Origin of the sequence: Micromonospora sp. DT46 (assembly GCF_049841735.1) — a bacterium.
GTDB classification, from domain to species: domain Bacteria; phylum Actinomycetota; class Actinomycetes; order Mycobacteriales; family Micromonosporaceae; genus Micromonospora; species Micromonospora reichwaldensis.
Genome location: NZ_JBNCKW010000005.1, coordinates 213697 through 235707, shown reverse-complemented (window position 1 = coordinate 235707; position 22011 = coordinate 213697). Strand labels below are relative to the sequence as shown.

Below are 22011 nucleotides of genomic sequence, written 5' to 3'. Positions count from 1 at the left end.
CATGCAGTTGTGGTGGGGGACAAGGTCCCCGGGGCGGGATTAGCCGGGCACCACGACTGCATGATCGACGCGCCGGGTCGGGCCGGGCCGCGCGCTGGGGCGGGCCGGGTCAGGGGTCGCGGCGGTGGGTCAGGGTGATCGCCGCCAGGGTGGCGGCCGCGGACCAGGCGGCCAGGGTCAGCCAGGAGCCGGTGACGGTGGCCGGGTACGGGTCCAGGTTGACGACGTCGGGATGCACCTCGAGCAGTCGTAGCCAGGCGGCGAGGGGCAGGGCGTTGTACGCCTCGGCGATCCACCGGTGCTCGTCGCTGTCCACCGTCATCGGCACCAGCACGAGCACCGCCGTCGCGGCGGCCACGGCACCGGCGGCGTGCCGGGTGAGCGCGCCCAGACCCATCCCGACCAGCGCGCACACGGGCACGAGCGCGGCGCTCGCCACGACCGCGCGCAGCACCCCCGGCTCGCCGATCGACCAGCCGGCGTCCCGGTCGGCGAGGATCGCCTGGGACACCCAGAACGACGTCGTCGCGGTGACCGTGCCGAAGACGAGCATGACCCCGGCCAGCACGGCGGCCTTCGCCGCGACCAGCGCGCGGCGGGCGGGGACGGCGGCGAACGTGGCCCGGATCAGCCCGCTCTGGTGCTCGCCGACGATGGTCAGTGCGCCGATGGTGGCCGAGGCGAGGATCAGCAGCAGGTAGCCGGCCTCGGGGAAGGCGTCGCGCACCGGCCCGTACATGCGGAACATCTCCCGGCGCTCCTGCGGGTACGTCGGCCAGTTCCGGTGGTCGGCGAGGCTGGCGTTGACGCTGACCCCGACCACGAACAGGAAGACCAGCGGCAGCGTCCAGCGGGTCGAGCGCAGCGACCACAGCTTGATCCACTCGGCGGCCAGCAGGTCGCGGAACCGGGCCGGGACGTCGGTATTGGTCGGTCGGCGGGTCGGCGCGGTCACGGCGGTCATCGGGTCCCCTCCCCGGCGAGATACTCGACGCTGTCGGCGGTGAGTGCCATGAAGGCCTCCTCCAGTGAGGCGGTGCGGGCGGTCAGTTCGTGCAGCCCGACGCGGTGGGCGAGCGCGAGGTCGCCGATCCGCGCGGCCGTCAGGCCGGTCACGACGAGCGCCCCGGCGTCGTCCGGGCGGACGTGCGCGCCCTCGGCGGTGAGCACGGCGGACAGCGTCGCCGGGTCGGGCGTACGGACGGTCACGTCGGCCCGGGTGCTCCCGGCGGCGAACTCGGCGAGGCCCTGCTCGGCGATCAGCCGGCCCCGGCCGATCACCACGAGCCGGTCCACGCAGTTCTGCATCTCGCTCATCAGGTGGCTGGAGACGAAGACCGTGCGCCCCTCGGCCGCCAGCCGCCGGAACAGGTCCCGTACCCAGCGCACCCCCTCCGGGTCGAGACCGTTGAACGGCTCGTCGAAGAGCAGGACGGGCGGGTCGCCGAGCAGCGCGGCGGCGATCCCGAGCCGCTGCCGCATGCCGAGCGAGAAGCCGCCGATGCGCCGCCGGGCGACGGCCGACAGCCCCACCTCCCGGAGCACCTCGTCGACCCGGGCGCGCGCGATGCCGTTGCTGCGGGCCAGGGCCGACAGGTGGGCGACGGCGCTGCGCCCGCCGTGCACGTCCCCGGCGTCGAGCAGCGCGCCGGCGTGGCGCAGCCCGCGTGGCCGGTCGGGGAAGCGGACCCCGTCCACCGTGACGGTGCCGCTGGTCGGCGCGGTGAGCCCGATGATCATCCGCAGCGTGGTGGACTTGCCGGCCCCGTTGGGGCCGAGGAACCCGGTCACGTGGCCGGGTCGCACGGTCAGGGTGAGGTCGTCGACGGCCGTCGTGCGGCCGTACCGTCTCGTCAGGGACTGAAGTTCGATCACCTGCCCCACGCTGCCGGGCGGCGGCCGGCGGGGCGTCGCCCCGGCGGCCACACCCGGCGGCCAGTGACCCGCCCCGGGGCGTACGCCCGTGGGCCGATGCGCGGGCGGCGACGGGCTGTCTACCGTGTGCGCATGGACGCCACTGTGCCGCTGCCACGCCGCGCCGCGTCGCTGGCGCGGGCGGTCCTGCCCTGGGTCGGCGTCGCGCTGCTGCCCGTCACCGTGCTGCTCGCCCCGGCCGTCGCGTCGAGCCGGGGTGGCGTGGGGTTCGGCGACTGGTGGTTCTCCGAGCGCTACCTGGTGCCGTTGCTGGCCGTGGTCCCGCCCGCCGGCCTGCTGCGCCGCCGCCCGGTGCTCGCCCTGGCCCTGATGGTCGTCGCGGCGTGCGTGGTCACCGCAGCCGTCAACGTTCCGGAGGGCGGCTACCTGACCGACATCTGGTACGCGCAGTTCCTGGCCATCGACCTGGTGGTGGGGCTGATCGCGGCGCACCGGTCGCGCCGCGTCTCGGTGCCGGTGGCCGTCGCGGTGCTCGTCGTGCAGATCACCGCCGGCTTCGTGAACCCCGCCAGCGACCCCATCAACCGGGCCACGCTCGCCGTGCTGGCGGTCGTCACCGCGTGGACGGTCGGCAACTCGGTCCAGGCCCGGCGCGGCTACGCCGCAGCCGTCCGGGCGCACACCGCCGCCGAGGCGGTCACCGCCGAGCGGCTGCGCATCGCCCGCGAGCTGCACGACATGGTCGCGCACAGCATCGGGGTGATCGCCATCCAGGCCGGCGTGGGCGCCCGGGTCATCGACACCCAACCGGCCCAGGCCCGCGCCGCGCTCGCCACCATCGAGGCGACCAGCCGCGACACCCTGGCCGGCCTGCGGCGTACGCTCGGCGCGCTGCGCCGCCCGCAGTCGGAGTCGGCGTCGCTGGACCCGACGCCCGGGCTGGACGATCTCGACCGACTGGTCGCGGCTGCCGCCGACGCGGGGGTGCGGGTGGACCTGCGGCGCGTCGGCGAACGGCGGCCCGTCCCGGCCGAGGTCGACCTCGCCGCGTTCCGGATCGTGCAGGAGGCGCTCACCAACGTGGTACGGCACGCGGACACCGACCGGTGCCGGGTCACCGCCGAGCACGGCCCCGACGAGGTGGCCGTGGAGATCGTCGACGAGGGCCGGGGCGCCCGGGTCGGCGGTGAGGGGCACGGAATCCTCGGCATGCGCGAACGGGTCGCTCTGCTGGAAGGCCGGTTCCACGCCGGGCCCCGCCCCGAGGGCGGCTTCCGGGTGGCGGCGTGGCTACCGGCAGCCCCCGCAGCGCCGGCACCCCCCGCAGCGCCGGAGTCGGCCGGGGCGCGGGCCGGGGCGGGGGACCGGTGAGCGTCCGGGTGCTGCTCGTCGACGACCAGCCGCTGGTCCGCGCCGGCCTGCGGGTGCTCATCGCCGACGCCCCCGACATCGACGTCGTCGGCGAGGCGGGTACGGGGGCCGAGGCGGTGCGGCTGGCCCGCGAGGTCGTGCCGGACGTGGTGCTGATGGACCTGCGGATGCCCGGCATGGACGGCATCCAGGCCACCCGCGCGATCACCGCGCACGGCGGCGCCACCCGCGTCCTCGTGCTCACCACCTTCGACGACGACGAGCACGTGCACGCCGCGTTGCGCGCCGGCGCGAGCGGGTTCCTGGTCAAGGACATGGCGCTGGACGACATCCTCGGCGCGGTCCGGGTGGTCGCCGCCGGGGACGCGCTGATCGCCCCCGGGGTCACCCGCCGGCTCATCGCCGAGTTCGCCCGCCGGCCGACCCCCGCCGCCCCGACCCGGGCCCTCGACGGCGTCACCGAGCGGGAGCGCGAGGTGCTGACGCTCGTCGGCCGGGGCCTGTCCAACGGCGAGATCGCCGCCGAGCTGGTGATCAGCGCGGCCACCGCCAAGGCGCACGTGGCCCGGCTGTTCAGCAAGCTGGGCGCCCGCGACCGGGTGCACCTCGTCATCGCCGCCTACGAGGCCGGGCTGGTCTCCCCGGCGGGATGAGGCGCGCGACCGGACGCGCTCGGGGCGCTCAGCGCAGCGCGGCCGCCACCACCGGGCGGTGCTCGCCCAGCCAGTCGTACCAGCGGCGCACCGTGTCGGCGACCCCCGCGTCGCGGAGCCGGCACATGGCCGGATCGCCCCGCTCCGCGCCGGCCGCGATCCCGCGCCAGGTCCCGTCGATCTGGGCGAGCATCACGTCGACCAGTTCGGCGCGGGGCAGCGCGGGCGACCCCGGGCCGGCCGCCTCGTAGGAGTCGCAGAGCAGCCGGGCGCGCCGGCCCAGCTCCACCGGGTCGGCTGCCGGCCCCACCGCCGCCCAGTGCCAGGCGGCGAAGGCGACGTCCTCGACCCGCCGGCCGGGCGCGGCCAGGTCCCAGTCGATCAGCGCCACGGGCAGCGGGCCGGCGGGAGCGTCCCGGTACACCGTGTTCTTGGGGGAGAGGTCGCGGTGGCAGACCGTCTCGGCGTCGGCGGCCAGCGGGCTGCCCGCGCAGGCGTCGTGCAGCCGCCGGAGCAGCACGGCCAGCCGGGTCAGCGCCGGGTCGGCGAAGTACGCCGGATCCTCCCTGTCCCGCCACGGCACCCGGCCGTCGACGTGGCTGAGCACCTGCCGACCCCGCTCGTCCGTGCCGAGGTGGCGGGGCGCGACGTCCGCGCCCACCCGCTCCAGGTGTCGCAGCAGCGCGGCGACGAACTCGGCGTTCTCCGGCGGCGTACGCCGGACGGTGTCGCCGACCCGGACCACCTCGGCGATGAAGCCGCCCCGCAGCCGCTCCTCGGCGGCGGGTGGGTCGACGCGACCGGTGGCGCCGGCCGGCTGCCGCCCCTCGTGCTCCGGTCCCGTGGCCCCGCCCGCTCCGGGCGATCCGCCGCGCACGCCGGCCTCAGCTCGGCCCGAGCCGGCGCTGCCGCTCGGCGCGCCACCAGCGGTGGATCAGCACGACGCTGGCGATCAGGCCGAGCGCGGCCGGCGCGACGCCGAACCAGTTGACGTCGCCCGGGGAGGTGACCGTCGCGCCCACCGCCGCGTAGCCGAACGCGGTGGGCGCGGAGGCGATCACGCTGCCGGCGAGGAACGGCAGCACCCGGGCGCCGGTGGTGCCGTAGCCGTAGCTGACCAGCCCGAAGCCGGCGATCGGCAGCAGCCGTACGGTGACCACGCCGAGGATGCTCTGGCGGGCGAACCAGCCGTCCAGCCGGGCCAGCCGGCCGCGTACCCGCTCGGCGACGAAGTCCCGCCCGAGCAGGCGGCCGACCGTGAAGCCCAGCGCCGCCGCGAGCAGGGCGGCGCCCAGCGCGTACGCGGCGCCCTCCAGCGCACCGAAGATCGCGCCCGAGGCGAGCGTGATGAAGGTCCGGGGGACCAGCGCGACCAGCAGCAGCGCCCCGCCGAGGACCGCCGCCACGGGGGCGAGGCCGCCCAGCCGGTCGGCCAGCCCGGGCAGTTCCCGCGCCTCGGGCAGGTCGACGACGAGCAGCACCGCCCCGAAGGAGGCGAGCAGGAGCAGCAGCAGGGCGAACCGGACGGCCGACGGCTGCCGCAGCAGCCGCCGGACGGCCGGGGTCATGCCCGGGCGGCGGCGGCCACCGCGGTGCGGCGCTCGGCGCGCAGCCGGTCCGACCAGGTGTCGTCGAGCGGCGGGAGCTGGTGCGCGCCGGTGGCCCAGCGCAGCAGCAGGTCCGCCAGGGCGGGGTTGCGAGCGAGGGCCGGGCCGTGCGAATACGTGCCGAGCAGCTTGCCCCGCCACGCCCCCTCGGTGGCGCCGTCGTTGCCGACCCCGGCGGTGACCCGGGCCAGCGGGGAGACCCCCGGGCCGAGGTGGGTGCGCCCGCCGTGGTTCTCGAACCCGGTCAGCGCCGGCACGCCCAGCCGCGGGTCGATGTCGCCGGCCAGCTCGCCGACGGCGCGGGTCGGCCCCCGGTCGGAGGAGAGGTCGAGCAGCTCCAGCCCGGCGCAGAGGGTGCCCTTGGCGAAGAAGGAGGTGCCGAGGAGCTGGTAGCCGGCGCAGACCCCGAACACGACCGAGCCCTGGGCGACCGCCCGGTGCAGGCCGCCGTCGGCGAGCAGCCGCTGCGCGCCGAGCGCCTGCGGGCCGTCCTCGCCGCCGCCGATGAGGTAGATGTCGGCGGTGGAGGGGAGGCGCTGGTCGGAACGCACCTCCAGCACCTCGACCGGGAAGCCGCGCTGCCGCGCCCGGCGGGCGAGGATCAGGGCGTTGCCACGGTCGCCGTAGGTGGAGAGCAGGTCGGGGTAGATCCAGACGATGCGCAGGCTCTCAGTTGACACGGTCCAACTCCGCTCGGATGTCCTGGAACGCGGTGTAGTTCGCGATGACCTCCAGGCGCCCCGGGGGCACCGACCGGACGGCGTCGTCGAACGTCCGCACATGCTGGAAGGGCACGTCGTTGACCTCGAGCCGGACCGCGAGGTCGTACGCGCGGTCCCCGGTGATCAGCACCTGCCGGCCCCGTAGCGGGGCGAAGTCGACGTCGAAGAGCCAGGAGGTGTCCAGCCCGTCGGGGTCCCGGGCGTTGATGGAGAGCAGCGTCGGGGCGACGTCGGCCATGTCGAAGGCCTCCAGCCAGCTGGCCGGGTTCTTCGCCAGCAGCAGCCGGATGTTGCGCCCGTCCCGGTCGACCTGGGCGTAGCGGCCCGCGACGGAGGTGACGCTGCCGAGCTGGAGCACCGCGTCCACGGGCCGGACGCCGAACTCGGCGGCGACGGCCAGCGCGGTCGCGGCGTTGCCGACGTTGACCTTGCCCGGGAGCTGGAGCTTGACCTTGTGCCAGGCGCCGGTCGGGTCGAGCACGCCGTCGTCCTCCACCGTCCACTGCGGCTCGGGCCGGCGCAGCGGGCAGCCGCTGCACCACCACTGGTCGCCGGAGCGCTGGATGGTGGAGCCGCACTCGGGGCAGACCCAGGAGTCGTCGTGCCAGCGTTGCCCGGCGCTGAACCAGGTGACCTGCGGCGGGGCGATGCGGTGGTCGTGGTTGGGCGGCGGGGTCGCGGCCCAGACCACCATCGGGTCGTCGGCGTTGGCGACGACGCGGACGTTGGTGTGCCGGACCAGCGCGGCGCGCCAGAGCTGCGCCATCATGGCGACCTCCTTGGCCCGGTCGAGCTGGTCGCGGGAGAGGTTGAGCAGCGCCACCACGTGCGGCTCGGTGGCGTCCAGCACCTGGGCGAGGTAGTGCTCGTCCACCTCCAGCACCGCGTAGGGCGTGCTGCCGGCCTTGGCGAGCGCCGAGGTGTGCCCCGTCGGCATGTTGGCGCCGAACGAGTTGGTGGCGACGCGGCCGAGCACCCCGACCGCCGCCGCGGTGAGCCGGGTGGTGGTGGTCTTGCCGTTGGTGCCGGAGATCAGGGCGATGGCGCGCCCGGCCGACAGGTGGGCCAGCAGGTCCGGGTCGATCTTCAGGCCGATCCAGCCGCCGATCACCGAGCCGTCACCGCGCCCCGCGGCCCGCGACAGCGCCGCGGCGGTCCGCGACACCGAGCTTGCCACCTTTGCCCGCAGGGGCATCTTCGCGTCCGTCACCCGAGCGAGGTTACCGGACCGGCGACCCCGCCAGATCGCCGCCGACGGCGAACCGTTCGGCCGGGGTGGTCCGGCGGGGTGGTCGGGACGCGCTCAGCCGGACGGAGTCGATCTATGTCGGAAAGCGGACCGGCCCGGGGCACCCCGCGGCCCTCCACTCCGCTCCACCCCCGTTGACGTGCGGTTTTGCGCGCCGAAAGGCCGCGCCACGCGGGCGATTCTGGTTGCGGGTGGAGGGAAGTGGAGTAGAGTGGGGCGCAGTGGTGAGGCCGGGAGGGCCCACCGGCCCGGGGGGTCAGCGGCGCCGCGAACGCCGCTCAAGGGCGAGGGGGTTGGGCCGATGTTTCTCGGCACCCACACCCCGCGCCTGGACGACAAAGGCCGGTTGATCCTCCCGGCGAAGTTCCGGGACGAGCTGGCGGGGGGTGTCGTGATAACCAAAGGGCAGGATCGCTGCCTCTACGCCTTCCCGATGCCCGAGTTCCAGCGGATCGCGGAGCAGTTGCGCGCGCAACCGATGACGAACAAGGCGGCCCGAGCCTACAGCCGGGTCTTCTTCGCCAGCGCGCACGACGAGGTTCCCGACAAGCAGGGCCGGGTGACGATCCCGGCCCACCTGCGGGACTACGCCGCCCTCGACCGGGATCTGGTCGTGATCGGCGCGAGCACCCGGGTGGAGATCTGGGACAAGGCTGCCTGGGAGACCTACCTCGCGGAGAGCGAAGACGACTTCGCCGACATCGAGGAGGGGGTGCTGCCCGGCGGTCTGTAGGGCGTGACGGCGCCCGACGTACTGCGAGATCTCCACCCGCTTTCGAGTTCCTGGCACCCCTTCCCCGGTGCCAGGCGCACGATCCGATCGGAGGGCCGCGGCCTCCGAGGGGCGAGAGCGGATGGGGATCTGGCGGTACGACGGCACGGCGTCGTCCGACGACAGACGCGTGAAGGACGAAGGTTTCACACCAGTGGGGGTCGACATGGGGGAGCTACGCGGCACGCACGTGCCGGTGCTGCTCGAGCGGTGTCTCGAGTTGCTGGCCCCCGCGCTGGGCCGGGGCGGACGGACGGTCCACGTCGACGCGACGCTGGGCCTGGCCGGGCACGCCGAGGCGGTGCTCGAGGCGCATCCGGAGACGGTGCTGATCGGGCTGGACCGGGACACCGAGGCGCTCGCTCACGCACGCGTCCGGCTGGCCCGCTTCGCCGACCGCGTCCACCTGGAGCACGCCGTCTACGACGAGCTGCCGGAGGTGCTCGGTCGGCTGGGCTATCCGGCGATCGACGGCATCCTGTTCGACCTGGGCGTCTCCTCCCTGCAACTCGACGCACCCGACCGCGGGTTCGCCTACGCGCAGGACGCCCCGCTGGACATGCGGATGGACCAGACCCGGGGGGTGACCGCCGAGGAGGTGGTCAACACGTACGCCCATCCGGACCTGGCCCGCGTGCTGCGGGTCTACGGCGAGGAGAAGTTCGCGGGCCGGATCGCCTCGGCGATCATCCGCGAGCGGGAGCGGGCCCGGATCACCTCGTCGGCGCGGCTGGCCGAACTGGTCAGGGAGTCCATTCCGGCACCCGCCCGACGAACCGGGGGACACCCGGCCAAGAGAACGTTTCAGGCTTTACGGATCGAGGTAAACAAGGAACTGGCAGCGCTGGAGACGGCGCTGCCAGCCGCGCTCGACAAGCTCAACGTGGGCGGCCGCATGGTGGTCCTGTCCTACCACTCGCTGGAGGACCGGCTGACCAAGGCGGCGCTCAGCGACCGGGTCCGCAGCAAGGGCCCGGTCGACCTCCCGGTCGAACTGCCCGGGTCCGGTCCGACGTTCCGGCTGCTCAGCCGGGGCGCCGAACTTCCCGGGGAGGCGGAGGTCGCCGCGAACCCGCGGGCCGCGTCAGTGCGGCTGCGGGCCGCGGAGCGACTCGACCCGGACGCGGCACAGCAGGGCGGCACCGACCGCGAACGGTACCGCCGGCGGGTCAAGGCGATGCACCAACCAGGGGCGGGGTCTCCCGGATCCGGCACGGATCCGACGGACCCCGGGGGACGGGACAGGGACGGACGAAGAGGGGGAGGGACATGACTATTGACAAGCGCGACCGTCGGGACATCGCCGGCGGCGGGCAGCGCGCACCGCGGTCGGGGGGCCGGACCGCGGCGGAGCGGGCCACGCGCATCGGGACCGGCGCGCCGCGGGCGGACCGCGCGAACCGGCAGGGGGAGACTCGCGCCCGGGGGGCGCGCGAGTTCCCGACCCAGGGCAGCGCCGCGCTGCGGCCGGCCGAGCGGGACAACGCCGGCACGGCCCGTCCGCCCCGGCTGCGGGTGGCGCCGCCGCCGCCGGTGAAGGTGCCGCGGGCACCCTTCGCCGCCCTGGTGCTGGTGCTGGTGGTCGGCGGGGTGCTCGGCATCCTGGCGGTCAACACGAAGATCAACGAAAACGCCTTCCGGCTGGAGAAGCTCCAGGAGCAGCAGGCCAAGCTCGACGTGGAGCAGCAGCAGCTCAACAAGGAGATCGCCGACGCCGAGGCTCCGGGCAACCTGGAGGCCCGGGCCCGCCAGCTCGGTCTGGTGGAGGCGGGCGAGCCGGCCTACATCCGGCTGCCCGACGGCAAGGTCATCGGCGTGCCGCAGCCCGCCGGGGGCAAGCCCTCGATCACCAGCCAGCAGGGCGCGGGAGGCTGACGACCGTGCCGCCGAGATCGGAGGAACCGCGCCGGGACGCCACAGGCTCCCGGCGCGGTTCGTCGCGCAACGGCGGGGGCCGGGGCGGCGAGCCGCGCTCCGGTGAGCCGGGGGTCGGTGGCATCTCCGACGCCCGGGCGTACACCCCGCGCGGGCGCACCGTGCGCGAGCAGCGCGCCGGCGGTCGCGCCGAGCGGGACGCCGACGCCGGCCCCGCCGAGCAGCGCCGGACGCCACGCAGCACGCGCTCCGGCGACCCGTTCCGCCCCGCCCTCCAGGTCCTCGACGGCGGGCGCGCCGGTGCCGGCCGCGCCGGCCGGCGGGAGGCGGCGGGCCGCTCCGGCGTCGTCCGCACCGTCACGCCCCGCACCCCGCGCCACGACGACGAGCCGGCGGCGCCGCGCCGCCGCGCCGCCCCGCGCCCCGCCCGCCGGCCGGACCGTCCGGCCGCCCGGCGGCCGTCGCGCAAGCCGCCGAAGCCGCCCCGGCTGGCCGATCCCCGTCGCCGGCTGCGGCTCGGCACCGTGCTCACCCTGACGCTCTTCGCCGTCATCGGCATCCGGCTGGTGGTCCTCCAGGCCGTGGAGACTCCGGCGTACGCCGGCGGTGGTCTCGCCGACCGGCTGCGCACCGTCACGCTGCCGGCGGCGCGCGGCGCCATCTACGACCGGTCCGGCGCCCCGCTGGCGCACAGCGTCGAGGCGCGCTACGTCTACGCCGACCCCACCCAGGTCAAGGACCAGCAGGCCACCGCCCGGGCGCTGTCCCCGCTGCTCGGCATGCCGGCCTCGGAGCTGGCCGAGAAGATGAAGCCCCGCAAGCGGGTCAACGGCGTCGACTCGCAGTTCGAGTACCTGGCCCGTGGGGTGGACATCGACCGGGCCCGGAAGATCACGGGGCTGGAGCTGCCCGGCATCTACACCCACCGCGACGAGCGGCGCGAGGTGCCCGGCGGCGACCTCGCGGCCAACCTGCTCGGCTTCACCAGCCAGGACATGGTCGGGCTGGAGGGGCTGGAGGCCCGCTACGACGACGTGCTGCGCGGCAAGGACGGCAAGCGGGTCTACGAGGTCGGCCTCGGCGACCTGGCCGCCCCGATCCCCGGTGGCTACAGCGAGACGACGAAGGCCAAGCCGGGCAGCTCGCTCCAGCTCACCGTCGACCGCGACCTGCAGTTCATGGTGCAGCGGATGCTGAGCCGGCACATGGCGCAGAGCAAGGGCAGCACCGGCGCCGCCGTGGTGATCGAGATCCCCTCCGGCGAGGTGCTGGCCCAGGCCAGCCACCCCACCTACAACGCGGCGAAGCCCACGCCGAGCGACCCGAAGGACCGGGAGGACGCCGCCACCAGCTTCGTGGTCGACCCCGGCTCGGTGCACAAGGCGATCACCTTCGGCGCCGCGCTCCAGGAGCGGGTGATCACCCCCGACACCACGCTGCCGATCGCCAACAGCATCACGAAGGGCGACACCCCGTTCTTCGACACGCACAAGGCGCACGGACAGCGCATGAGCCTGCCCGGCATGATGGCGTACTCGTCCAACGTCGGCACCATCCAGATCGCCGACAAGCTCGGCCCGGAGCGGCTCATCGACTACCAGAAGCGCTTCGGCCTCGGGGAGCCGACGCGGGTGGGCATGCCCGGCGAGGCCAGCGGGCGGCTGCTGCCGCTCGACGAGTGGAGCGGGTCGTCGCACGGGTCGGTGCCGATCGGGCACAGCGTGGACGCCACGCCGCTGCAGATGGCCGCCGTCTACGCGACGATCGCCAACAACGGCACGTACGTGCAGCCGCGCCTGGTCAAGGAGGTGATCGGGCCGGACGGGAAGCGTACGCCGACCGACCCCCCGGTCACCCGGTCGGTGCTCAGCCCGGAGAACGCCGCCGCGCTGCGGACGATCCTGGAGGCGGTCACCACGGTCGAGGACGGGACCGGCAGGGCCGCGGCGATCCCCGAGTGGCGGGTCGCCGGCAAGACCGGCACCGGCTGGCGGCTGGTCGACGGGCGCAAGCAGCTCGGCGAGGTGGCCTCGTTCATCGGGATGGCCCCGGCCGAGAAGCCGCGCTACGTGATCGCGGTCTTCGCGCACACCCCCTCCGGCGGGGGCGGGGACATCGCGGCCCCCGCGTTCCGGGACATGATGCAGTTCACGCTGCGTCACTATGGGGTGCCGCCGAGTGGGGAGAAGGCCCCGAAGTTCACGGTCTATCCGCGTTGAGCGGCCACGCCGCGACATCATCGGTGAGTGCGGACGAACCACCGGGGCGGCAGTGCGGCCGGAACCGGACGACCGGGTAGGGTCTGACGCCGTGCCCGGCAATCCTCGTCCCCGTACCGTGATCGGTGTCCGGCTCGGCGACCTCGCCGCCCGGCTCGCCGTCGAGCCCCCGGAGGGCGCCGCCGAGCTGGTGGTGACCGGGGTGACCCACGCCAGCCAGGAGGTCCGCCCCGGCGACCTGTACGCGGCCCTGCCGGGCGCCCGCCGGCACGGGGCGGAGTTCGCCGCCGGTGCGGCGGCCGCCGGCGCGGTGGCCGTGCTGACCGACCCGGCGGGCGCTGACGCGGCGGCCGAGGCGGGCCTGCCGGCGCTGGTGGTGTCCGACCCGCGCGCCGCGCTGGGCACCCTCGCCGCAGCCGTCTACGGCGACCCGACCGAGGGACTGACGGTGATCGGGGTGACCGGGACGGCCGGCAAGACCTCGACGGCCTACCTGGTCGAGTCCGGCCTGCGCGCCGCCGGCCACACCACCGGCCTCATCGGCACCGTCGAGACCCGCCTCGGCGACCTGGCGATCGACAGCGTGCGCACCACGCCCGAGGCCACCGACCTGCACGCCATGCTGGCCGCCGCCCGCGAGCGCGGCGTCACCGCCGTGGTCATGGAGGTCTCCAGCCACGCCCTGGCGATGGGCCGCGTCGGCGGGGTCCGGTTCACCGTCGGCGGCTACACCAACTTCGGCTCCGACCACCTGGACTTCCACGCCGACACGGCGGACTACTTCGCCGCGAAGGCGCAGCTGTTCGACGGGCGCTGCGCGGTGGAGGTGCTCAACCACGACGACCCGGCGCTGAAGTCGCTGTACCGCCCGGCGACGGTCACCTACTCGGCGGCCGGCGACCCGAGCGCCACCTGGTGGGCCGACGAGGTCGGCGGCGAGGGCTACGCGCAGCGGTTCACCGCGCACGGCCCGGACGGGCTGACCGTGGCGGCCGGCGTGGCGCTGCCGGGCCGGCACAACGTGGCCAACGCGCTGCTGGCCATCGCCGTGCTGGTCGCCGCCGGGGTGGACCCGGAGACCGCCGCCGCCGGGGTCGCCGCGTGCGGCGGGGTCCCCGGCCGGCTGGAGCTGGTGAACGCCCCCGGCCCGGTGCGGGGCGTGGTCGACTACGCGCACAAGGCGGACGCGATCGTCGCCGCGCTGGCGGCGCTGCGGGAGCTCAGCGCGGGCCGGCTGATCTGCGTGATCGGTGCCGGCGGGGACCGGGACCGGGGCAAGCGGCCGGTGATGGGCGCCGCCGCGGCGGAGGGAGCCGACGTGGTGCTGGTGACCGACGACAACCCGCGCACCGAGGATCCGGCGGCGATCCGGGCCGAGGTGCTCGCCGGCGCCCGGCGCACCGGCACGACGGCGCGCGTCGAGGAGGTGGCCGACCGCCGGACGGCGATCGACGCGGCGGTCCGGCTGGCCGAGCCGGGCGACGTGGTCGCGGTGCTCGGCAAGGGCCACGAGCGCGGGCAGGAGATCGGTGGCGAGGTGCACCCGTTCGACGACCGCACCGAGCTGGCCGACGCGTTGCGCGCCCGCTTCGCCGACCCGGCGGGTCAGCGGTGATCCCGCTCAGCCTGGCCGAGGTCGCCTCGGCGGTCGACGGGCGGCTGGCCGGCGCCGACCCGCAGGCCCGGGTCACCGGCCCGGTCGAGTTCGACTCGCGCAAGGTGCGCCCGGGCACGCTCTTCGTCGCCTTTCCGGGCGAGAAGGTGGACGGGCACGACTACGCCGCCGCCGCGGTGGCGGCCGGCGCGGTGGCCGTACTCGGCACCCGGGAGGTGCCCGGCGTGCCGATGGTGCTGGTCGACGACGCGCTGGCCGCGCTGGGCCGGCTGGCCCGTGCGGTGGTCGACCGGCTGCCCGGGCTCACCGTCGTCGGGTTGACCGGCTCGTCGGGCAAGACCACCACCAAGGACCTGATCGCGCAGCTCACCGCGCGGCTCGGCCCGACCGTCGCCCCGCCCGGGTCGTTCAACAACGAGCTGGGGCACCCGTACACGGCGTTGCAGGCCGGGCCCGAGACCCGCTACCTGGTGATGGAGAAGGGCGCCCGGGGGGTGGGGCACGTGCGCTACCTCTGCGACGTGGTGCCGCCCCGGATCTCCGTGGTGCTCAACGTCGGGGTGGCGCACATCGGCGAGTTCGGCTCGGTGGAGACGATCGCGCTGGCGAAGGGTGAGCTGGTCGAGGCGTTGCCCGCCGACGGCCTGGCCGTGTTGAACGCCGACGACCCGCTGGTCGACGCGATGGCCTCGCGTACGGTCGCCCGGGTCGTCCGCTACGGCGAGGCGGCGCACGCCGACGTGCGGGCCGAGGACGTGACGTTGGACGACCGGGGGCGGCCCGCGTACACCCTGGTCACCCCGGAGGGGACCGCGCCGGTGCGGCTCGGGCTGACCGGCCGGCACCAGGTGTCCAACTCGCTCGCCGCCGCCGCGGTGGCCCGCGAGCTGGGCATGCCGCTGGCCGAGCTGGCCACCGCGCTGGGCGCCATGGGGCTGGTCTCCACCCGTCGGATGGACGTCTTCGAACGCGCCGACGGGGTGACCGTGATCGACGACTCGTACAACGCCAATCCCGCCTCGATGGCGGTCGCGCTGCGCGCGCTGACCGGCATCGGGCGGGAGCGGCGCACCGTCGCGGTGCTGGGCTACATGGCCGAGCTGGGTCCCTTCGAACGCGACGGGCACGCCGAGGTCGGCCGGCTCGCGGCCGAACTGGGCGTCGACCGGCTGCTCGTGGTGGGCGAGCCGGCCGCGCCGATCCACGAAGGCGCGACATCGGTAGGTGACTGGGGAGGAGAGTCGGTGCTGCTCACCGATCAGGCGGCGGCCGTCGAGGTGCTGCGGAGCGAGTTACGGCCGGGCGACGTCGTCCTGGTGAAGGGCTCCCGGTACCGGACGTGGGAGGTGGCCGACGCGCTGCGCGCGGACGCCGCCGGCGACGGGACCAACCCGACGGGGACGGGGGGCGGCGCCGCATGAGGGCGGTCATCGTCGCCATCGGGGTGGCCTTCCTGGTCTCGCTGCTCGCCACCCCGCTCGCGATCAAGGTGTTCGCCCGGCTGAAGGCCGGCCAGCCGATCCGATCGAACCTCGGGCTCGCCAGCAACGAGGGCAAGAAGGGCACGCCGACGATGGGCGGCGTGGTGTTCATCCTGGCCACGGTCATCGCGTACGTGGCCGGCCACCTGGCGCTGACGACCCTGCCGGACGCGCAGATCGCCCAGGTCGAGCCGACCATCACCGCGCTGGTGCTGCTGGGGCTGATGGTCTTCTCCGGCGCGGTCGGCTTCATCGACGACTTCCTCAAGGTGCGCAAGCGGCACAGCGGCGGGCTCAACAAGCGCGGCAAGCTGCTCGGGCAGATCCTGGTCGGCGCGGTCTTCGGCGTCGTGGCGCTCTACTTCCCGAGCACCATGACCGACGCCTCGGGCGCGGTGACCAACACCGAGACCGTGGGCAGCACGACGCTCAGCTTCATCCGGGACATCCCGGCGCTCGACATCACCAAGATCGGCGCCGTGGTTCTCTTCATCTTCGTGGTGATGGCCACGACCAACGGCGTCAACCTCACCGACGGCCTCGACGGCCTGGCCACCGGCGCCTCGGTGATGGTCCTCGCCGCGTACGCGCTGATCGCCTTCTGGCAGTACCGGCACTGGTGCGCCGACCCGAACTACACCCAGGACTACTGCTACGCCGTGCGGGACCCGCTGGAGATCGCGCTGATCGCCGGCGCGGCGGCCGGGGCCTGCGTGGGCTTCCTGTGGTGGAACACCTCGCCGGCGCGGATCTTCATGGGCGACACCGGCGCGCTGGGCCTCGGCGGCCTGATCGCCGGCATGGCGATGTCCACCCGGACGATCCTGCTGCTGCCGATCATCGGTGGCCTCTTCGTGATCATCACGATGTCCGTGGTGATCCAGATCATCTCCTTCCGTACCACCGGCAAGCGGGTGTTCCGGATGTCGCCGTTGCAGCACCACTTCGAGCTCGCGGGGTGGAGCGAGGTCAACATCGTGGTCCGGTTCTGGATCATCGCCGGCATCGGCGTGGCCATCGCGCTGGGCCTGTTCTACAGCGAGTTCCTCGCCAACATGACCTGAGCCGGCCGGCAACTCCCGCCGCGGGGCCCGGGCGCGCGTCGCCCGGGCCCCGCGGCGTGTCCATCGCCGCGACGGCGTTCGCGCCGCGGCGCAAGCCCGACACGCCGACCGGGCGGTTGCGCCGGTGGCGGCCCGGCGGAACCGCCATGATGGTCGGGTGGGGGAGGGACGAGGCACAGAGGTCACGGCGGAGGGGACGTCCGGGCGGTCGGCGGGAGGCAGGCGTACGCGCGACGCGCCCGCCGCGACGCGGGGACCGGACGATCCCGATCCCCAGGTGCTGCGCGGGCTGGACCCGGCGGGCGGGCTGGCCGCGCTGCGCGGGCTGCTGGACCGGCCGTTGGCCTCCTACTACCTGCTGCTGTCCAGCGCCGGCCTGCTGCTGCTGATCGGCCTCACCATGGTCTTCTCCGCCACCAGCGTCCGGGACTACGCGGAGAACGGCAACGCCTCGACGTCCCTGGTCAAGCAGGCGATCTTCGCGGTGATCGGCATCGTCGCGTTCTGGGCGTGCCAGCGGCTGCCGGCGACGACCTACCGGACGCTGGGCCGGCCGCTGCTGTTCACCGCCATCGGCCTGCTGCTGCTGCTCAACCTGCTGCTCGCGTACGCCCGGCTGACGAACCAGGACTCCGCCCGGATCGGCCCGCTCGAGGCCCGGCTGCTCTGGCTCTTCGTCGGCGGCATCCAGGTGCAGCCCTCCGAGTTCGCGAAGTTCGCCCTGGTGCTCTGGGGGGCCCACGTGATCGCCCGCAAGGGCGCCGCGCTGGGCTGGTGGCGCGAGCTGGCCACCCCACTCTTCCCCGTGGTCGGCCTGCTCTTCGTCCTCGTCGGCTACAACGACCTGGGCACGATGCTCTGCCTGCTGGCCCTGGTGGTGGGGCTGCTCTGGGCGGCCGGGGTGCGGATGCGGGTCTTCGCCGCGCTCTCCGCGGTGGGCCTGCTCGGCATCGGCGTGCTGGTCGCGGTGGCCTCGCTCGGCGCCGGCTCCGGCGAGACGGGCGAGAAGAACTACCGGCTGGCCCGGTTGACCGCCTTCATCAACCCGCCCCCGCCGGACCTGTGCAAGCTGGAGGACTGCTACCAGATCGCCCAGGCCCGGTACGCGATCGAGAACGGCGGGTGGTTCGGCGTCGGCCTCGGCAAGAGCATCGCCAAGTGGCAGTGGCTGCCGGCGGCGGAGAACGACTTCATCTTCGCCGTGGTCGCCGAGGAACTGGGCGTCGTCGGGTGCGTCGTGGTGGTGGCGCTCTTCGCCGTGCTGGCGTACACCGGGCTGCGGATCGCCCGCCGGGTCGACGACCCGTTCCGCCGGCTCGCCGCCGCGGCGGCGACCACCTGGCTGGTCGGCCAGGCGGTGATCAACATCGGCGGGGTGGTCGGCCTGCTGCCGCTGACCGGTGTGCCGCTGCCGTTCATCTCCGACGGCGGCAGCGCCCTGGTCGTCACCCTCGCCGCCATCGGGATGCTCGCCTCCTTCGCCCGCGCCGAACCCGACGCCGCCAGAGCACTGCATGCCCGTCCGCCGGCCCGATGGGTCCGACTACTCTGGGCCCCGTTGCCGCCGCTTCCCGGGCGGCGCCGCCGTCCGGCGGCGCCCCCGGCTGCCCGAGGGTCCGTGCCCCGGTCGCGGGAGCGGCGGCCGGACGATGTGGCCGCACCGCGCGGTGTCCGGCTGGCCCGGACCCGCCGCGGGTCGGCGGACGAGAGGAGACGTTGATGGGTCCGCTGCGTTCGGTGGTGCTCGCGGGAGGTGGCACCGGGGGGCACATCTACCCGCTGCTCGCCTTCGCCGACTGCCTGCGCCGACACGACCCCGGCGTCCGGATCACCTGCCTGGGGACACCGAAGGGCCTGGAGAACGAGCTGATCCCGCCGCAGGGCTACGACCTGCGGCAGATCCCGGCCTACCAGCTGCCCCGGTCGGTGAACATGAACCTGGTCAAGACCCCCGGCCGGATGTGGACCGCGGCCCGCGCCGCGGGCAAGGTCATCGACGAGGTGCGCGCCGACGTGGTGGTCGGCTTCGGCGGGTACGTCTCCGTGCCGGCCTACCTCGCCGCCTGGCGACGCGAGCTGCCGATCGTGATCCACGAGGTCAACGTGCCGCCGGGGGTGGCGAACCGGCTGGGGATGAGGTTCACCCGCCACGTGGCGGCCGGCTTCCCGCACCAGCCCGCCCAGGCCGAGGCCCTGCGCGACGCCCGGGTCGTCGGCGTGCCGCTGCGCCGGGGCATCGCCGGGCTGGACCGCTTCGCCATGCGCAACGCCGCCAGGGCCCACTTCGGACTCCGCCCCGACCTGCCGGTTCTCTTCGTCGCCGGTGGCTCGCAGGGCGCCCGCTCGATCAACCTCGCGGTCGCCGGCGCGGCGAAGGAACTCGCCCGCCACGGGGTGCAGGTGCTGCACGTGATCGGCGCCCGCAACGAGCCGGTGCCGGTCCCCACCGACCTGCCGGTGCCGTACGTGACGCTGCCGTACCTGTCCGAGATGGAGGCCGGCTACGCCGCGGCGGACCTGATGCTCGGCCGGGGCGGGGCGATGACCTGCGCGGAGGTGGCGGCCATCGGGCTGCCCACCATCTACGTGCCGTACCCGCACAGCAACCAGGAGCAGAAGCGCAACGCGCTGCCCGTGGTGGAGGCCGGCGGCGGGCTGCTCGTCGACGACGCCGAGCTGACGCCGGACTGGGTCGAGCGGACGATCATCCCGCTGATCCGCGACCCGCACCGGCTGCACGCGATGGGCTCCGCCGCCGCCGCGTACGGCCGCCGCGACGGCGACGAGGCACTGCTCAACTTCGTCCTGGAGGCGGTGGCCCCGTGAGCGCGAGGAGTGAGCTTGCGAGCCCCGCAGTCGCGAACGAAAGGCAGGCGCCCGTGAGCGCGAGGAGTGAGCTTGCGAGCCCCGCAGTCGCGAACGACGGTGGCCCCGTGACTGGGCGCACCGCGACGGGAAGGTACTCGGCATGAACACCGCACAGTTCACCCCGGCCGGCACGCTCACCGCCGAGGACCTGGGCACGATCCACCTGATCGGGGTGGGCGGGGTCGGCATGAGCGGGCTGGCCCGGCTCTTCCTGACCCGGGGCATCCGGGTCTCCGGCAGCGAGCTGCGGGAGTGGCCCTCGCTGGCCGGCATGCGCGCCCTCGGCGGCACGATCCACATGAGCCACGAGGCGTCCAACCTCGACGGCGTCGACACGGTCGTCTACTCCTCGGCGATCCCCCAGGACCACCTGGAGATGGTGGAGGCACGCCGGCGCGGCCTGCGCGTGCTGCACCGCTCCGAGGCGCTGGCCGCCGCGATGACGGGCCGCCGGACGGTGGCGGTCGCGGGCACCCACGGCAAGACCACCACCACCTCGATGGTCACCATGGTGCTCCAGCAGGCCGGGCAGGACCCGTCCTTCGTGATCGGCGGGGAGATCTCCGAGGTCGGCTCGGGCGCCCACCACGGCACGGGCGAACACTTCGTGGTCGAGGCGGACGAGAGCGACCGCTCCTTCCTCATCTACCGCCCGTACGTGTCGATCATCACCAACGTCGAGGCCGACCACCTGAACACCTACGGCGACCTCGCCACGCTGGAGGCGGCCTTCGCCGAGTTCGCCCGGCTCACCGACCCGGACGGCTTCATCATCACCTGCGCCGACGACCCGGGCGGGCGGCGGCTGGCCGAGACGCTGCGCGCGGAGGGCCGCCGGGTGCACACCTACGGCGAGGCGGCGGACGCCGACCTGCGGCTGACCGACATCGCCTCGTCGGCCCGGGGCGTGCGCTACCTGGCGAGCATCGACGGGCGGTCGCTCGGCGAGTTCCGGCTGCCGGTGCCCGGGCGGCACATGGGGCTCAACAGCGCCTCGGCCGTGCTGACCGCGTACCTGCTGGGGCTGCCGCTGGAGGCGGCGGAGGGCGCGCTCGCGGCGTTCCCCGGCGTGCGGCGGCGCTTCGAGCGCAAGGGCGTCGCGGACGACGTGCTGGTCTACGACGAGTACGCCTACCACCCGACCTCGATGACGCTGGCGTTGCAGACGCTGCGCGAGGTGGCCGGCGACGGCCGGCTGATCGTGGTCTTCCAGCCCTACCGGCTCTACCGCACCCGCGACCTCCAGGCGGAGATCGCCGAGTCGCTGGCCATCGCCGACGAGCTGGTGCTGCTGGAGGTCTTCGGCCCGGGCGAGCTGCGCGAGCCGGGGGAGGGATCGGCGGCGCTGATCGAGGCGGTGGCGTTGCCGGCGGAGCGGAAGGTCTTCGTGGACTCGTGGGAGGCCGCGCCGGTTGAGGTGGCCCGGCGGGCCCGCCCCGGCGACGTGGTGGTGACCATGGGCGCCCCGCCGATCTCGCTGATGGGGGACCAGCTGCTGGCCGTGCTCTCGGCGCGTACCACCGATCCGGCGGCGCCAGCGGGCACGACGCCCGGCGGCGACGCCGGCGGGACGACGACCATCGGCGGCACCGTCCCCGGCGTCGGCGGTGCCGGCGGCGCGGTCGCGGACGGCGCGGCGCCCGCGGCCGGATGAGTCCCGGTCCGGCGCGGGGGCGCACCACCGGCGCGGACGGCGGCGGACGGCGCGGGCCGCAGCGGCGGTGGCAGCTGGTCCGGGCCGGCAGCGACGCGGTCCCCGCCTCGACCCGCCGGTTCATGGCCCGGGCCCGGCAGCGTCGGATGCGCGCGGCCCTGCCGTGGGCGGTCGCCGCGGGCGTGCTCGCGGTGGCCGGGCTGGTCGCCTGGACCCTGCTCGGCACCGGCCTGTTCGGGGTGCGCGAGGTCCGCGTCGAGGGCGCCGAGCTGGTCACGACGGTGCAGGTCCGCGACGCGGCCGCGGTGCCCGACGACGCCCCGCTGGCCAGGGTGGACCTGGCCGCCACCGCGCGGCGGGTCGGCGAGCTGCCGGCGGTCCAGCGGGCGGTGGTGACCCGGGACTGGCCGGACACGCTGGTCGTCCGGGTGACGGAGCGCACCGGCGTGGCGGCGGTGCCGCGCGGGGAGCAGTTCGTGGTGATCGACCGCGCGGGCGTGGTCTTCCGGAGCGTGCCGCGGCCGCCGGACGGCCTGCCGGTGGTCCGGCTCGCCGAGCCGGGCCCGGACGACGGGTCGACCCGGGCGGCGCTGGAGGTGCTCGGCGCGCTCACCCCGCAGCTGCGCGCCGAGCTGGTGGACGTGACCGTCGAGGGCCTGGCCCGGATCACGCTGCGGCTGCGCGGCGACCGGGTGGTGGTCTGGGGGGACGCGACCCGGGGCGCGGACAAGGCCCGGGTGGCCGGCGCCCTGCTCGACCGGAAGGCCGACACCATCGACGTCAGCGCGCCCGACGTGGTTACCCTGCGGTGACCGGCCGCTCAACCGGCGACGTGACCCGCCCCGCTCCGGCGGCGACACGCCGAGCGGGTCCTTGGCTCATCGCGTGAGGGCGCTTACGTTGCCCCGAAGGGGATCAGTGGTTGACATAACAGTAAGCCTCTAGTAGAGGGTGAGGGTTCAACCCTGATCCTCGCTGGTGACAGC

At 74.9% G+C, this 22011-nt stretch carries 18 protein-coding genes and 1 pseudogene; 13 read left to right on the top strand and 6 right to left on the bottom strand.

Features of this window, described 5'->3' with window-relative positions:
• Positions 1–109: 109 nt before the first annotated feature.
• Positions 110–964, bottom strand: a complete 855-nt coding sequence (locus tag ACLQ20_RS15380) for an ABC transporter permease subunit (protein WP_425856095.1) — start codon at positions 962–964, stop codon at positions 110–112.
• A complete protein-coding gene (locus ACLQ20_RS15375; RefSeq protein ID WP_425856093.1) occupies positions 961–1875 on the bottom strand; it encodes an ABC transporter ATP-binding protein in 915 nt (304 codons plus the stop codon). The genes ACLQ20_RS15380 and ACLQ20_RS15375 overlap by 4 nt, the downstream gene beginning before the upstream one ends.
• Before the next feature lie 132 nt (positions 1876–2007).
• Here ACLQ20_RS15375 and ACLQ20_RS15370 point away from each other — a divergent pair, with 132 nt between their 5' ends.
• Both ACLQ20_RS15370 and ACLQ20_RS15365 read left to right on the top strand, forming a co-directional pair.
• Positions 2008–3246, top strand: coding sequence for a sensor histidine kinase (locus ACLQ20_RS15370; protein ID WP_425856091.1), 1239 nt, complete (start codon positions 2008–2010; stop codon positions 3244–3246).
• On the top strand, positions 3243–3899 hold the full coding sequence (locus ACLQ20_RS15365; protein ID WP_334605854.1) for a response regulator transcription factor: 657 nt from the start codon (positions 3243–3245) through the stop codon (positions 3897–3899). Before ACLQ20_RS15370 ends, ACLQ20_RS15365 begins: the two co-directional genes overlap by 4 nt.
• 28 nt (positions 3900–3927) lie before the next feature.
• On the opposite strand, the gene ACLQ20_RS15360 is transcribed toward ACLQ20_RS15365, so the two are convergent.
• Genes ACLQ20_RS15360 through ACLQ20_RS15345 form a run of 4 tightly spaced genes read right to left on the bottom strand, consistent with a single transcriptional unit; the run spans position 3928 to position 7423 of the window.
• Positions 3928–4776 (bottom strand): phosphotransferase, encoded by an 849-nt coding sequence (locus ACLQ20_RS15360; protein WP_425856090.1) that lies wholly within the window; start codon positions 4774–4776, stop codon positions 3928–3930.
• A 7-nt stretch (positions 4777–4783) separates the two neighbouring features.
• Complete coding sequence (locus tag ACLQ20_RS15355; protein WP_425856089.1) at positions 4784–5467, bottom strand: TVP38/TMEM64 family protein; 684 nt, start codon at positions 5465–5467, stop codon at positions 4784–4786.
• The gene (locus tag ACLQ20_RS15350; protein ID WP_151457254.1) at positions 5464–6186 is read right to left on the bottom strand and encodes a type 1 glutamine amidotransferase; all 723 of its coding nucleotides are present in this window, start codon (positions 6184–6186) and stop codon (positions 5464–5466) included. The genes ACLQ20_RS15355 and ACLQ20_RS15350 overlap by 4 nt, the downstream gene beginning before the upstream one ends.
• Complete coding sequence (locus tag ACLQ20_RS15345) at positions 6176–7423, bottom strand: MurT ligase domain-containing protein (protein WP_151457258.1); 1248 nt, start codon at positions 7421–7423, stop codon at positions 6176–6178. The genes ACLQ20_RS15350 and ACLQ20_RS15345 overlap by 11 nt, the downstream gene beginning before the upstream one ends.
• A gap of 355 nt (positions 7424–7778) precedes the next feature.
• On the opposite strand from ACLQ20_RS15345, the gene mraZ reads away from it, so the two are divergent.
• From mraZ to ACLQ20_RS15290, 11 genes and pseudogenes are all read left to right on the top strand, one after another.
• Positions 7779–8210, top strand: a complete 432-nt coding sequence (gene mraZ / locus ACLQ20_RS15340; RefSeq protein ID WP_132236289.1) for a division/cell wall cluster transcriptional repressor MraZ — start codon at positions 7779–7781, stop codon at positions 8208–8210.
• Positions 8211–8415: 205 nt separating this feature from the next.
• Positions 8416–9529, top strand: a pseudogene (rsmH, locus tag ACLQ20_RS15335) (16S rRNA (cytosine(1402)-N(4))-methyltransferase RsmH).
• Positions 9519–10124: a septum formation initiator family protein gene (locus ACLQ20_RS15330; protein WP_425856087.1), complete on the top strand. Its 606-nt coding sequence runs from the start codon at positions 9519–9521 to the stop codon at positions 10122–10124. Before rsmH ends, ACLQ20_RS15330 begins: the two are co-directional and overlap by 11 nt.
• A 5-nt stretch (positions 10125–10129) precedes the next feature.
• The gene (locus tag ACLQ20_RS15325) at positions 10130–12343 is read left to right on the top strand and encodes a peptidoglycan D,D-transpeptidase FtsI family protein (RefSeq protein ID WP_358116623.1); all 2214 of its coding nucleotides are present in this window, start codon (positions 10130–10132) and stop codon (positions 12341–12343) included.
• Between the two features lie 52 nt (positions 12344–12395).
• Entirely contained in the window at positions 12396–13958 is a 1563-nt protein-coding gene (locus tag ACLQ20_RS15320; RefSeq protein ID WP_425856085.1) for a UDP-N-acetylmuramoyl-L-alanyl-D-glutamate--2,6-diaminopimelate ligase, read from the top strand.
• The gene (locus tag ACLQ20_RS15315; protein ID WP_151457327.1) at positions 13955–15379 is read left to right on the top strand and encodes a UDP-N-acetylmuramoyl-tripeptide--D-alanyl-D-alanine ligase; all 1425 of its coding nucleotides are present in this window, start codon (positions 13955–13957) and stop codon (positions 15377–15379) included. Before ACLQ20_RS15320 ends, ACLQ20_RS15315 begins: the two co-directional genes overlap by 4 nt.
• The gene (gene mraY, locus ACLQ20_RS15310) at positions 15376–16503 is read left to right on the top strand and encodes a phospho-N-acetylmuramoyl-pentapeptide-transferase (protein WP_151457328.1); all 1128 of its coding nucleotides are present in this window, start codon (positions 15376–15378) and stop codon (positions 16501–16503) included. Before ACLQ20_RS15315 ends, mraY begins: the two co-directional genes overlap by 4 nt.
• 307 nt (positions 16504–16810) lie before the next feature.
• Positions 16811–18223 carry an FtsW/RodA/SpoVE family cell cycle protein gene (locus tag ACLQ20_RS15305; RefSeq protein WP_151455898.1) on the top strand — a complete coding sequence of 471 codons (1413 nt, stop codon included), beginning with the start codon at positions 16811–16813 and terminating at the stop codon, positions 18221–18223.
• Positions 18223–19329: an undecaprenyldiphospho-muramoylpentapeptide beta-N-acetylglucosaminyltransferase gene (gene murG, locus ACLQ20_RS15300; RefSeq protein WP_151455888.1), complete on the top strand. Its 1107-nt coding sequence runs from the start codon at positions 18223–18225 to the stop codon at positions 19327–19329. The genes ACLQ20_RS15305 and murG overlap by 1 nt, the downstream gene beginning before the upstream one ends.
• Before the next feature lie 142 nt (positions 19330–19471).
• Positions 19472–21025, top strand: a complete 1554-nt coding sequence (gene murC / locus ACLQ20_RS15295) for a UDP-N-acetylmuramate--L-alanine ligase (protein ID WP_151455889.1) — start codon at positions 19472–19474, stop codon at positions 21023–21025.
• On the top strand, positions 21022–21837 hold the full coding sequence (locus ACLQ20_RS15290; protein ID WP_151455890.1) for a cell division protein FtsQ/DivIB: 816 nt from the start codon (positions 21022–21024) through the stop codon (positions 21835–21837). The genes murC and ACLQ20_RS15290 overlap by 4 nt, the downstream gene beginning before the upstream one ends.
• Positions 21838–22011: the final 174 nt, after the last annotated feature.

What these genes read in the sequence shown, in the direction of transcription:
- ACLQ20_RS15380 (WP_425856095.1), bottom strand. Translation starts at nt 964, where the DNA reads ATGACCGCCGTGACCGCGCCGACCCGCCGACCGACCAATACCGACGTC.
- ACLQ20_RS15370 (WP_425856091.1), top strand. Translation starts at nt 2,008, where the DNA reads ATGGACGCCACTGTGCCGCTGCCACGCCGCGCCGCGTCGCTGGCGCGG.
- ACLQ20_RS15355 (WP_425856089.1), bottom strand. Translation starts at nt 5,467, where the DNA reads ATGACCCCGGCCGTCCGGCGGCTGCTGCGGCAGCCGTCGGCCGTCCGG.
- ACLQ20_RS15345 (WP_151457258.1), bottom strand. Translation starts at nt 7,423, where the DNA reads ATGCCCCTGCGGGCAAAGGTGGCAAGCTCGGTGTCGCGGACCGCCGCG.
- mraZ (WP_132236289.1), top strand. Translation starts at nt 7,779, where the DNA reads ATGTTTCTCGGCACCCACACCCCGCGCCTGGACGACAAAGGCCGGTTG.
- ACLQ20_RS15330 (WP_425856087.1), top strand. Translation starts at nt 9,519, where the DNA reads ATGACTATTGACAAGCGCGACCGTCGGGACATCGCCGGCGGCGGGCAG.
- mraY (WP_151457328.1), top strand. Translation starts at nt 15,376, where the DNA reads ATGAGGGCGGTCATCGTCGCCATCGGGGTGGCCTTCCTGGTCTCGCTG.
- murG (WP_151455888.1), top strand. Translation starts at nt 18,223, where the DNA reads ATGGGTCCGCTGCGTTCGGTGGTGCTCGCGGGAGGTGGCACCGGGGGG.
- murC (WP_151455889.1), top strand. Translation starts at nt 19,472, where the DNA reads ATGAACACCGCACAGTTCACCCCGGCCGGCACGCTCACCGCCGAGGAC.
- ACLQ20_RS15290 (WP_151455890.1), top strand. Translation starts at nt 21,022, where the DNA reads ATGAGTCCCGGTCCGGCGCGGGGGCGCACCACCGGCGCGGACGGCGGC.